The organism is Litoreibacter sp. JB4-2 (assembly GCF_055693445.1).
Genome location: NZ_CM146334.1, coordinates 1,982,956 through 1,995,485, shown reverse-complemented (window position 1 = coordinate 1,995,485; position 12,530 = coordinate 1,982,956). Strand labels below are relative to the sequence as shown.

Annotated in this window: 9 protein-coding genes and 1 pseudogene; 7 read left to right on the top strand and 3 right to left on the bottom strand. The window is 59.7% G+C overall.

Going from position 1 to position 12,530, the window contains the following annotated elements:
* Positions 1–63: 63 nt before the first annotated feature.
* Positions 64–663 (bottom strand): DUF1285 domain-containing protein, encoded by a 600-nt coding sequence (locus ACZ1G7_RS09870; RefSeq protein ID WP_472663708.1) that lies wholly within the window; start codon positions 661–663, stop codon positions 64–66.
* Between the two features lie 61 nt (positions 664–724).
* Between ACZ1G7_RS09870 and ACZ1G7_RS09865 the strand changes: the two genes are divergently transcribed.
* The 4 genes and pseudogenes from ACZ1G7_RS09865 (at position 725) to ACZ1G7_RS09850 (ending at position 7,445) form a co-directional block, all read left to right on the top strand.
* Positions 725–1,732, top strand: coding sequence for an AAA family ATPase (locus ACZ1G7_RS09865; protein ID WP_472663637.1), 1,008 nt, complete (start codon positions 725–727; stop codon positions 1,730–1,732).
* Positions 1,729–2,631, top strand: coding sequence for a DUF58 domain-containing protein (locus ACZ1G7_RS09860; protein WP_472663636.1), 903 nt, complete (start codon positions 1,729–1,731; stop codon positions 2,629–2,631). The genes ACZ1G7_RS09865 and ACZ1G7_RS09860 overlap by 4 nt, the downstream gene beginning before the upstream one ends.
* Positions 2,628–5,377: pseudogene (locus ACZ1G7_RS09855) on the top strand (DUF4159 domain-containing protein). Before ACZ1G7_RS09860 ends, ACZ1G7_RS09855 begins: the two are co-directional and overlap by 4 nt.
* A 1-nt stretch (position 5,378) precedes the next feature.
* Entirely contained in the window at positions 5,379–7,445 is a 2,067-nt protein-coding gene (locus ACZ1G7_RS09850) for a hypothetical protein (RefSeq protein ID WP_472663635.1), read from the top strand.
* Positions 7,446–7,449: 4 nt separating this feature from the next.
* Here the strand turns inward: ACZ1G7_RS09850 and ACZ1G7_RS09845 are convergent, their stop codons facing one another.
* Both ACZ1G7_RS09845 and ACZ1G7_RS09840 read right to left on the bottom strand, forming a co-directional pair.
* Complete coding sequence (locus ACZ1G7_RS09845; RefSeq protein ID WP_472663634.1) at positions 7,450–7,806, bottom strand: hypothetical protein; 357 nt, start codon at positions 7,804–7,806, stop codon at positions 7,450–7,452.
* Position 7,807: 1 nt separating this feature from the next.
* Positions 7,808–8,518, bottom strand: a complete 711-nt coding sequence (locus tag ACZ1G7_RS09840; protein WP_472663633.1) for a DUF599 domain-containing protein — start codon at positions 8,516–8,518, stop codon at positions 7,808–7,810.
* 86 nt (positions 8,519–8,604) lie between these two features.
* Between ACZ1G7_RS09840 and ACZ1G7_RS09835 the strand changes: the two genes are divergently transcribed.
* Genes ACZ1G7_RS09835 through glcF form a run of 3 tightly spaced genes read left to right on the top strand, consistent with a single transcriptional unit; the run spans position 8,605 to position 12,511 of the window.
* Complete coding sequence (locus tag ACZ1G7_RS09835; RefSeq protein WP_472663632.1) at positions 8,605–10,038, top strand: FAD-linked oxidase C-terminal domain-containing protein; 1,434 nt, start codon at positions 8,605–8,607, stop codon at positions 10,036–10,038.
* A gap of 43 nt (positions 10,039–10,081) precedes the next feature.
* Positions 10,082–11,188: a glycolate oxidase subunit GlcE gene (glcE, locus tag ACZ1G7_RS09830; RefSeq protein WP_472663707.1), complete on the top strand. Its 1,107-nt coding sequence runs from the start codon at positions 10,082–10,084 to the stop codon at positions 11,186–11,188.
* Positions 11,189–11,191: 3 nt separating this feature from the next.
* Positions 11,192–12,511, top strand: coding sequence for a glycolate oxidase subunit GlcF (glcF, locus tag ACZ1G7_RS09825; protein WP_472663631.1), 1,320 nt, complete (start codon positions 11,192–11,194; stop codon positions 12,509–12,511).
* Positions 12,512–12,530 lie beyond the last annotated feature (19 nt).

Here is a 12,530-nt window from a genome sequence, read left to right as displayed (position 1 = left end):
GCCTTTTGGCGAACGGGTTCTGTGCATTTTTGCAAGAAGCGATTGTTTGATCACGCTCGGATTCTATCCGGGCAGGTCGGCGCTTCGAATCATCGGGAAGAACGTCCCGCTAGAAAAAACGCCAAACCAATCCTCGCCGTCGTGCACGGCGTGACTGCCCAAATCGACCAACCGGTAAAAGCTTTTACGGTCGATCAATGCGTCTAAATTGCGTCGTACCAGAACGTATGGGCTTGGTTCCCCGTCGCTGGCATAACTCATGCGCAAAGGCGTTTCGGCGCTTGCAGTGACGAAATCGCCTACATGCGTCTCGAAGGTCAGGTTTTGTGCCTCCCCTTGTCCCGAAACCTCGAAATCCAGAGCTACGAAGGGGGCGTCTTCCACAGTGATGCCGACTTTCTCGACCGGGGTGACCAGAAAATAGTCATCGCCGTCTTTCCGCAGAATCGAAGAAAACAGCTTCACCAAACCGGGTCGGCCAATCGGGGTGCCCAGATAAAACCACGTCCCGTCACGGGCAATGCGCATGTCCAGATCGCCGCAAAAAGGTGGGTTCCACGTCTCAACGGGCGGCAAACCGCGTTTTCCAACCTCCTGTGCGCTTGCCGCAATACTTTCCGCTGACGGCATTTCAAGCTTTTGTGCACCGGTGCCTTTTGCCATTTCTTCATCCTGCCATAGCTCTATAGTCAGGATTCTATATAGCCGAATACGGAGCTCTGTCATGGCCGACGCCGACGAAATGATAAATGACATCGAGGCGCTTGGCGCAAAACTGGCTGAGGCGCGCGAAAGCATCGCCACCAAGATCATCGGCCAGCAGGAGGTCGTGGACCTTGCTTTGACGGCGATGCTGTCCAATGGGCATGCGCTGTTGATGGGGTTGCCGGGGCTGGGCAAAACCCTTCTGGTCGACACTTTGTCCACGGTCATGGGGCTTTCGACCAATCGGGTGCAGTTTACGCCGGACTTGATGCCCGCTGATATTTTGGGATCTGAAGTGTTGGAGACCGCCACTGACGGCGCGCGAAGCTTCCGCTACATTGAAGGCCCGATCTTTTCGCAGCTTTTGATGGCCGATGAGATCAACCGCGCCTCACCCCGGACGCAATCGGCGTTGTTGCAGGCGATGCAGGAACGTTCCGTCGCGGTTGCGGGCCAAGACCGCGCTTTGCCCGCGCCCTTCCTGGTGCTTGCCACGCAAAACCCGCTGGAACAGGAAGGTACCTACCCGCTGCCGGAGGCGCAGCTTGACCGGTTCCTCATTCAGATCAATGTGCGCTACCCCGACCGCGCTACTGAGCGTGATATTCTGATGGCCACGACCGGCAGTGTCAGCGCCGAGGCGCAGAAAGTCTTCTCACCTGAGGAGCTGATCGCTGCCCAAACGCTGGTGCGCCGCCTTCCGGTTGGCGATGCGGTTGTTGAGCATATCCTTGATCTGGTCCGCGCCTGCCGCCCCAGCGAAGAAGACGCCTCTGAACTGGTTCGGCAAACCGTTGCTTGGGGTCCGGGCCCGCGTGCAGCACAAGCCTTGATGCTGACTGTGCGCGCACGTGCGCTACTTGATGGTCGCCTGGCGCCGTCACTTGATGATGTCGCCGCTTTGGCAGAACCGGTGTTGACGCACCGCATGGCGTTGAGTTTTGCCGCGCGCGCCGAAGGGCATGAACTGAACGCAGTGATTGCCAAAACGCTGGACCTTGTCTCCGACCGGAAAGCTGCCGCTTGAACCAAGACCCCGCCACCACGCCTGCCGGGCTGCGCCACAGGGCGGAGGCGCATGCAAGCGCCTTGCCGCCGCTGCTGGCGGAGGCCGAGCATCTTGCTGCGACCGTCCTGCTGGGCGATCACGGACGCAGGCGCGCGGGCACCGGGGATGAGTTCTGGCAATACCGCCCGGCCGAAAATGGCGACGAGCTGCGCGTCATTGACTGGCGCCGCTCCGCCCGGGGCGACGCGCATTTTGTCCGGCAAAAGGAATGGCAGGCCGCGCAATCGGTGATGCTTTGGGTTGATGACGCGCTGTCGATGAATTTCACCGGCGGCGCGGACCGGCCAACCAAAGGCCACCGGGCGCGGGTCATCGCACTTGCGCTGTGTGTGCTGCTCAATCGCGGCGGCGAGCGGTTTGGTCTTGCAAATCGTGGCACCCCGCCGCGCCGGGGCGAAGCGCAGCTGACGCGTATCGCGGGTCATCTAATGGACGCCGCTTTCAACGGCGACAATGACATTGACTACGGCACGCCCAATGCCCGCGTTTTGCCTGCGGGCGCGCGTGCGATGTTCATTTCCGATTTCTTTGGCGATCTCGACCTTGTGTCCAAATCGTTGACCGCCGCCACGGACCGCGGCGTCAAAGGCGTGCTCGTTCAGGTTCTGGACCCCGATGAGGAAGCTTTCCCTTATGACGGCCGCACTGTGTTTGAGACGATGTCGGGCGCCGTCAAATTCGAAACGCTGAAGGCCGGTAGCCTGAAGGACGATTATCTCGCCCGGCTCGCCAAGCGTAAAGCCGACCTCAAAGACCTGTGTCGTGCGACCGGCTGGCGGTACCACTGCCACCACAGTGACAAACCAGCGCTGAACGCGCTGATGTGGGCCTATCAAGCCTTGGATCACGCGCAATGATCGGCGCAATCGCTTTCACCACGCCGCTTTTGCTGGCAGCCCTTTTTGCGCTGCCGATCCTGTGGTGGTTGCTGCGCGCAGTGCCGCCCGCGCCGATCAAGCGCCGCTTTCCTGGCATTGCGCTGCTGTTGGGTCTGAAAGACGACGAGAGCCAGACCGACACCACCCCTTGGTGGCTGCTTTTGCTGCGGGTTTTGGCCGTTGCTGGCCTGATTATTGGCTTCGCTGGCCCCATTTTGAACCCGCAGGAACGCGCCGCGGGGCAGGGGCCTTTGCTGGTTGTAATGGATGCAAGCTGGGCGTCGGCGCGCGATTGGCCTGCACGTCTTGCCCGTGCTGAAACCGTATTGGCGGAAGCCGCGCGGGAAGGGCGTCCGACGGCGCTGGTGTCCCTCAGCGACCCGAAATCGGATGCGCTGACTTTTGTCGCTGCTGACGCGATCCTGCCTGTGTTGTCGGGCATGACGCCAAGCGCGTGGGCGCCCGCGGATGACACGGCCAACACGCTGCAAACCCTGTCAGAGGATCAAGATTTCGACAGTATCTGGTTCTCTGATGGTCTCGCCTACCCAGCCCGTGAAGAGATCGCAACACTGCTGCAAAGCAAGGGCGAGCTGCGCGTCATACAATCCGCCCGCCCTGTGTTTGGCCTGCGCCCCGCGCGATTTGAGGGCAGCGATATCGTTGTAACCGCGCTGCGCAGCCCGGCAGAGGCGCCGCGCGACGTCACGATGATCGCTTTCGGCCCCGATCCGAACGGGATTGAACAAGAACTTGCCCGCGCCATTGTCAGTTTTGAGGCAGGCGCAGCGGAGGCCGACATTACGCTCAGCCTACCGAGCGAGCTGCGCAATCGCATTCGTCGATTTGAGCTGCAATCGACCCGCTCTGCAGGCGCCGTGTCCCTGACCGACGATGCCCTGAAACGGCGCGAAGTTGGATTGCTTGCAAGCAGCGACGGGCAAGAAGCGCAGGACCTGCTGTCGCCGCTTTATTACCTGCGCCGCGCGCTTGCACCGACCGCCGATCTGATTGATGGCGATCTGGAAGAAATGCTTATCGCGAGCCCGGATGTCTTGGTCCTGGCCGATATTGCCGCGTTGGGCGAGTATGAAACGGAGCTGCTGACCGATTGGGTCGATGCAGGTGGTTTGCTGGTTCGGTTCGCAGGCCCAAGGACCGCCTCCGCCGAATTTGAAACTGCTGACCCGCTAATGCCCGTGCGTTTGCGCGCCGGGGGGCGCTCCGTTGGCGGGGCGATGTCCTGGGGGAGCCAAAAGAGCTACGCGATTTCACCCGCGACAGCCCGTTTTTCGGCCTGCCTTTGCCCGAAGATGTCACCGTCACCAGTCAAGTCATGGCGCAGCCCGATCCTAATCTGGCCGAACGCACCGTGGCCTCCTTGGCGGATGGAACGCCTTTGGTGACGCGCCGGTCGCTTGGCCAAGGCCAGATCGTTCTGTTCCATGTTACCGCCAATGCGGAATGGTCGACCTTGCCGCTGTCAGGGCTTTTCGTCCAAATGCTGGAACGGCTGGCGATTTCGACCCGCCCTGTTGAGCTATCCGCTGAGCAGCTTGCAGGTACGACATGGCTACCTGAAGAAATCATTGATGGCTTTGGCCAGACCCGTCGCGCTGACGCATTCGCGGGCGTAGCGGGCGAGGCGCTTGCCGCGGGTATCACGGGCCCCGATCTGCAACCGGGGCTCTACAGCAATGACGCGCGCCGCATCGCCCTGAATGTTGTGGCATCCGACACCGTATTGGAGCCCGCGACTTGGGACAGCGCCATCCCCGTTGAAGGAATGGCCGTGGAAGGGGAAACACCTTTGGCTTGGATTTTTCTCGCAATCGCGCTGCTGCTGCTGATCTTGGATGTACTTGCGTCCCTCTGGCTGGCGGGTCGGCTGAATTTGAAGGGCACCGCAACAGCGGCGATGGTTCTGTTCGCGCTTGCGCTGCCGCAGCATGGCCAAGCCCAAACGGAGGATGCGCGCGCCCTTGAAGCCACGGCGGAGGTCGTCCTGGCCTATGTTGAAACCGGCGATGCGCGCGCCGACCAGATATCGCGCGAAGGATTGTCTGGCCTGTCGCAAAGCCTGTTTCGGCGCACCTCCATCGAGCCCGCGAGCCCCATCGCCGTCGATCTTGAAACTGACGAGCTGGCCTTTTTCCCAATGCTCTACTGGCCCGTGACCGAGGCGCAGCGACTACCATCTGATCGCGCCTACGCGAAGCTGAACAGGTACCTGCGCAGCGGGGGAATGATCGTTTTTGATACGCGCGACGGCAATTTGGCGGGTTTTGGCGGCTCGACGCCAACGGGCCGCAAGCTGCAATCCTTGGCCCGTCCGCTCGATATCCCGGCGCTTGAGCCGATCCCGACCGACCACGTTTTGACCCGCGCCTTTTACCTTTTGCAGGACTTTCCGGGTCGCCATGTTGGCAATGACGTCTGGGTTGAGGCGGCCCCCGCCGATGCCGAACAGATCGAGGGCATCCCGTTTCGCAACCTAAATGATGGGGTCACGCCGGTGCTGATTGGCGGCAACGACTGGGCGTCCGCGTGGGCGCGCAGCGATGACGGACGCCCGCTTTACCCGGTCGGGCGCGGCTATGGTGGGGAGCGTCAGCGTGAAATGGCGATCCGCTTTGGCATCAACCTGATGATGCATGTGCTGACCGGCAACTATAAGTCCGATCAGGTCCACGTGCCCGCGCTTCTGGACCGGTTGGGGAACTGAGATGAACGTCATCCTTGCGCCCCTTTTGCCGCTTGTCACGCTTGCCTTCTTTGGCGCGCTGTTGGTGGCGGTATTGGCCTTCGCGTCCTGGCGTGGATTGCCGGGCTGGTGGCTGCGCGCCTTGGCGGGCCTCGCGATCCTGATCGCACTTGCAAACCCTGCCTTGCAGGACGAAGACCGCGACCCGCTTGATGATATTGTGATGCTGGTCGTTGATGAGACCGCCAGCCAAGCGCTGTCCGACCGGGCAAGCCAAACGTCTCAGGCTGTAGAAGAGCTGACGCAGGACATCACCGCGCGCGGGATGGAGCTGCGCCAGATCACTGTTCCCGACGGTATTGGCGACGCGGGAACGGAGCTGATGACCCAGCTCGCCGACGCGCTGTCAGAGGAGCCCAACAGCCGCATCGCTGGCGCGATCACCATCACAGATGGCCAGTTGCATGATGTCGAGCGCGCACCGGACATGCAGTTTCCGCTGCACACGCTGTTGACGGGCAGAGCCGATGATTGGGACCGCCGTCTGATCATTCAGAACGCGCCCGCTTTCGCCATTTTGGACGAAGAAATCACCCTGACCTTGCGCGTCGAAGATCAGGGTGCCGTGCCGCGTGCGGCGGAAGGCGACGCCATTCTGTCCGTCGCTATCGACGGCGCGCCGCCACGCTCTTACCCGATCCCGGTTGGCGAAGACCTGGAATTTCCGATCACGCTGACACATGGCGGCCGCAATGTGCTGCAGTTTCAGGTCGAGACCGCAGATGACGAGCTTACCGACCGCAACAACGCAGCCTTGGTCCAAATCAATGGCGTGCGCGACCGGCTGCGGGTGCTGTTGGTTTCTGGTGAGCCGCATGCGGGCGAGCGGACCTGGCGCAACCTGTTGAAATCCGACGCTGCTGTCGATCTGGTGCATTTCACCATTCTGCGCCCGCCAGAAAAGCAAGACGGCGTCCCCGTGTCTGAGCTGTCGCTTATCGCCTTCCCGACGCGTGAGCTGTTTCTGGAAAAAGTTGATGAATTCGATCTGATCATCTTTGACCGTTATAAGCGCCGCGGCATCCTGCCTGCGCTCTATTTCGACTCGATCCAGCAATATGTCGAAAATGGGGGTGCGGTGCTGGTCGCTGCGGGCCCTGATTTCGCCTCAGCTGACTCTATTTTCCGCTCGGCGCTTGGAAACATCATTCCCGCTGAACCCACCGCGCGAGTTTTTGAGGAAGGCTTCAAGCCGACGCTGTCCGATCTGGGCGAGCGCCACCCCGTCACGGAAGGGCTGGAACGTTTTGCCACTGGTCCTGCCACCGATGACGGCTCCCCCGCTTGGGGCCGCTGGATGCGCCAGATTGAGGTGTCCGAGACATCCGGCAACACCGTCATGACCGGCATCGATGACAAGCCGCTCTTGACGCTTGATCGTGTTGGCGAAGGTCGCGTCGCGTTGCTTGCTTCTGACCATGCATGGCTGTGGAACAGGGGGTTTGAAGGTGGCGGCCCGCAACTGGAATTGCTGCGCCGACTGGGCCACTGGATGATGAAAGAACCTGACCTTGAGGAGGAGGCGCTGACCGCCCTCGTCGAAGGCCAAACCGTTACTCTGATCCGTCGCACGTTAAAGGAAGTTATCGGGGAAGTTACCCTGACGGCCCCCGATGGCACCGAACGTCTGATCGAGATGGCGGAAACCAGCCCGGGCCGCTTTAGCGCCAGTTTTGAGGGTCTTCAGCAAGGTCTTTATCGTGCGGCTGAAGGCGACGTCGAAACGGTCTTTGGTCTCGGACCGGCTGCTCCGCGTGAATTTATCGAAACCGTGGCATCCGGCGACAAATTGGCTGATCTCGTGGCCGCGACCCGGGGTGGCGTTTTACGGCTTGAAGACGGTTTGCCGCGCCTACGTATGGTCGGCGAAGGTCGCAATGCGGCAGGGCGTGGCTGGATCGGGCTGACCCCGCGCGACGCTTACGTGACGACGAATATCACCGTCACGCCGCTGGTTTCACCTTGGTTGTTTCTTGCGCTTGCTGGTCTGCTGAGCATCGCCGCCTGGCTGCGCGAAGGGCGGCGCTAGTTCACTACTTCAAACGAACTGTGTAGCGCTGGTTCGACCAGCCATGGACGGAATCATGCGCGCGGATTTGTACCTCTGACAGGCCTGCCGGGACAGAAACGCCTGATAAAGACCGCGTAAAGGGCTGCTCGTTTTCATGCGGGTGGTGCAAGGTGCGATACCCTAATTCGGTGCCGTCTGGTGCCAAAACCGCCCAGCCGTCTGCATAGTGATCCCAACCCGTATCTGCGTGGCGGATTGTCACTTCAAACGTCCAGGTTGTACCTGACTTTCGGGCGGTCGCGTTCTCAACACTGGCCTCGCCAGCAAAGGTCGCGCTTGCCATCAGCATCAACCCTATCGTTGCAGCAGTCAGTTTCATGTCACGTCTCCTTGCCCGGCACATTCGCCAGCAGAATTTTTCGCGGCAACGAGGCGAATTCGCGCTGCCATATAAGAAAGGCAACCAACACCGTCGCTGCAATCAAGGCCCAGGGCCCAAGCAGCCATGCCATTGTTCCAAGCCCATAATATATGGATCTCAGCCCGCGATTAAAGTTCAGCGCCGCTCGAATGTTGATTTCTGCGGCTTGTTGGGCACGGGAATGCGCAAATTCATGCTCGATCTCGTTGGGCACTGCCGCCATCACTACGGCGCAATAGCCAAAAAGCCGGTTTGCCCAGACAAATTTCAGAAACGCGTGGGTCAAAAACAAAACAACCACTAGCAACTTTGCCTGCCACAGCAATACGGGTTCTTGGCCAATCGCCAGCTCAACAGCCACGCTGTGAAGTCGCTCAGTATTGCCGACAACGGCCAAAACGCCACCGATGGCAATCATACAGCCTGAGGCGAAAAAGGCGGTGCCCTGCCGTAACGCGTTCAAGATTGAGGCGTCAAAAATACGCGGCTGCCGGGTGATCAATTGCCGCATCCACTCGCGGCGGTAATTGGCCATTATGATTGAGACGGAGGGCGTTTTCTCGCTAGGATGTTCAATCCACCAGCCGATCAATGCCCAGCTGCCCCAAAGCAACAAAACGCCGCCCCAGTCCAGCGGAGAAATAAGTGCGATTGTGTCAGCGATATTCATCCGCGGACCGTATAACGCCCCACGCTCTTGCAATAGGTCAAAATTGGTAATAAGATTTTACCAATTCGTGAAGTCGGAGTCGTCCAATGGAAATGCCAAGCCCTGATAGCGCAGTTGTGTCGAAGAAAGCCCTGCTGGTTTCTCGCCTGCAGGAAGTGCTGGCTGAAGACGCCGTGATCCATGCAGAACGCGAGATCAAAGCCTATGAATGCGACGCGCTGACGGCCTATAAGTGCCCGCCGCTTTGTGCTGTGCTGCCCAGCACAACTGAGGAAGTCGCCGCCGTTTTGAAGTTGTGTCACGAGATGGGCGTGCCCGTTGTACCGCGCGGCTCTGGCACATCGCTAGCAGGTGGCGCGCTGCCGACGGCAGATTGTGTGATCCTGGGCGTGGCGCGGATGAATGATGTGTTGGAAACCAACTATGACGACCGCTACATCCGCGTGCAAACCGGGCGCACAAATCTAAGCGTGACCGGCGCGGTCGAGGAAAATGATTTTTTCTACGCTCCTGACCCGTCCTCCCAGCTGGCCTGCGCGATTGCGGGCAATATCGCGATGAATTCTGGCGGGGCGCATTGTCTGAAATACGGAGTTACAACAAACAATCTTCTGGGCGTCAAAATGGTCATGATGGACGGCACCGTGGTTGAGATTGGTGGCGCGCATCTGGACGCTGCGGGCTATGATTTGCTTGGTCTTATCTGCGGCTCCGAGGGACAGCTTGGCGTGGTGACCGAGGCCACCTTACGTATCTTGCGCAAGCCCGAAGGCGCGCGGCCGGTGTTGATGGGCTTTGACAGCAACGAGGTCGCGGGAGCCTGCGTTTCCGACATCATCAAAGCAGGCGTTTTGCCGGTGGCCATCGAATTCATGGATCGCCCCGTTATCCGCGCAACGGAAGCGTTCGCGGGCGCTGGTTACCCCGATTGCGAGGCGCTTTTGATTGTCGAGGTCGAAGGCTCAGACGCCGAAATCGACGAACAACTTGGCCTAATCCTGCAAATCGCGCGCAAACATAGCCCGGTGGAGCTGCGCGAAAGCACATCGTCCGAGGAAAGCGCCCGCATCTGGCTGGGCCGCAAATCAGCCTTCGGCGCGATGGGGCAGATCAATGACTACATGTGCCTGGACGGCACGATCCCGGTTTCGTCCCTGCCGATGGTTCTGAAGCGCATCGGTGAGCTGTCGAAGCAATACGGGCTGGATGTCGGCAACGTGTTTCATGCAGGCGATGGCAATATGCACCCGCTCATTCTGTTTGACGCCAACAAAGAGGGCGATCTGGAACTTTGTGAGGCTATGGGCGCGGATATTTTGAAACTCTGCGTTGAGGCCGGTGGCTGCCTAACGGGGGAGCATGGCGTGGGTATCGAAAAGCGCGACCTGATGGTCGAACAGTTCACGCCCGCGGAACTGGAAATTCAGATGAAGGTTAAGGACGTTTTTGACCCGCATTGGCTGTTGAATCCCGCCAAAGTGTTCCCGCTTGCCTCAAGTGAAACCCGCCGCGCGGCTTGAGGGCGCGGATGCCTTCGGCGAGAATATTTGGAAAACAATGAAGATGTTAACACCTGCGACAGAAGAGCAGCTATGCGATGCGGTGCGCGCGGCACAAGGCCCGCTGAAAGTCATTGGCGGCGGAACGCGGACCATCGGCAACCCTGTGACGGGGGAGGTTCTGTCCACGGCGAAGCTGAGCGGTATCACCCTGTATGAGCCGGGCGCCTTGACCATCGTGGCCCAAGCCGGAACGCCATTGGCGGAGATCGAGGCGGCCTTGGCCAAAGAAAACCAACGCTTGCCGTTCGAGCCAATGGATCACCGGTCAATTTTTGGCACATCCGGCACGCCGACCATTGGCGGTGTCGTTGCTGCAAACATATCCGGGCCGCGCCGTATTCAGGCAGGCGCGTGCCGTGATGCGCTGATCGGCGTGCGGTTCGTGGACGGCACGGGGAACGCGCTCAAGAACGGTGGCCGCGTCATGAAAAATGTAACCGGCTACGATCTAGTCAAGCTGATGGCGGGATCTTACGGAACGCTTGGGGTGATCTCGGAGGTCTCCTTCAAGCTACTGCCGGGGATCGCTGCGAGCGCAACGCTGACCATCGCGGGCCAGACTGTCGAGCAGGCGGTTGCCACTATGTCGAAAGCGCTTAGCTCACCCTTCGAAATGTCGGGTGCCGCGCATCGCGACGGCGACACGTTTCTGCGTATCGAGGGCTTTGCCGACTCAATTGCTTACCGCACCGCGCAGCTGAAATCTTTGTTGGGTGGTGATGTCGCTGTTGAGGCTGACCCGGGAGCCGTTCTGGCTACTTGGACCAATGTCGGCCAGCTCACCGGCTTTGCGCAGGATGGTCAGGACCTCTGGCGCGTTTCGGTTAAGCCTTCCGACGCGCCGCGCCTGATCGACGCTCTGCCCAACGCGCAAACGATGCTCGACTGGGGCGGTGGGCTGGTGTGGGTTGCCTGCGCGCCCGGTACTGATCTGCGTGCAATTGCGCCGGAAGTTGCGGGGCACCGCACGTTATTTCGAGCTTCGGACGCGACCAAAACAAAGCTTGGCAGCTTCCATCCGGAACCTGCGCCGCTTCAAAAAATCAACGCGGGCCTGCGCGAGAAATTCGACCCGCGCGGCATCTTGAACCCGGGTCTGATGGGATAAAACATGCAAACCACTTTCACGCCCGAGCAACTTAAAGACCCGGCCATCCAGCGTTCCAATGATATTCTGCGGTCTTGCGTGCATTGCGGGTTTTGCACTGCGACCTGCCCGACATACCAAATCCTTGGCGATGAGCTCGATAGCCCGCGGGGGCGCATTTACCTGATCAAGGACATGCTCGAAAACGAGCGTAAGCCTGACGAGAAAACCGTCAAACACATCGACCGCTGCTTGAGCTGCCTTGCTTGCATGACGACTTGCCCGTCTGGGGTGCATTACATGCATCTGGTTGACCACGCGCGTGAGTATATTGAGGAGAATTACGACCGGCCTTGGTCGGATCGGGCTTTGCGTTGGGTTCTGTCGAAAATTTTGCCGTTTCCGGGGCGGTTTCGGCTGGCGCTGCTGGGGGCCAAGATCGGAAGACCATTTGCGTTTTTGATGCCCGATGCGCGGCTTAAGGCGATGCTGGAAATGGCACCGAAAACCATACCGCCGGTGTCGCACAATGATGACCCGCAAACTTTTGCCGCCGAGATGGGTAAGAAGATGCGGGTGGCGCTGATGACCGGCTGCGCGCAACGTGCGCTCAACACTGATATCAATGACGCGACAATCCGGCTGCTTCGTCGCCACGGCGCCGAGGTGGTGATCGCCGAAGGGCAGGGCTGCTGCGGCGCACTGACCCATCACATGGGCAAAACCGATGAGAGCCACAAAGCCGCTGCCAAAAACATCGAAGCGTGGCATGCTGAAATGCAGCGCGGCGGGTTGGACGCCATCGTGATCAACACGTCCGGCTGCGGCACAACCGTCAAAGACTACGGCCACATGTTCAAAGGGACCCCGCTGGCCGCCAAAGCTCAGGCCGTGGCGAGCATCGCCAAAGACGTCTCCGAGGTGCTGATGCAGCTCGACCTGCCTACAGGTGGCGCGCAAGAGATGACCGTGGCTTATCACGCGGCATGTTCGTTGCAGCACGGTCAGCAGATCAAGACCTACCCAAAAGACCTTCTGAAAAATGCGGGCTTCACCGTGGTAGAACCCAGCGATCCGCATCTTTGCTGCGGCTCTGCAGGAACCTATAACCTGATGCAGCCTCAGATCTCAAAACAACTGAAAGATCGCAAGATCAAGACATTGGAGGCAAAGAACCCCGACGTGATCGCCGCTGGCAACATAGGCTGCATGATGCAAATCGGTTCGGGGGCGAAAATGCCTATCGTGCACACTGTCGAATTGCTCGATTGGGCGACAGGTGGGCCGAAGCCAAAAGCTATGACAGATCAGCCACATATTTCGGACATTCCCCAGCTTCGCTAAATCAAAGCCGCAATTTCGC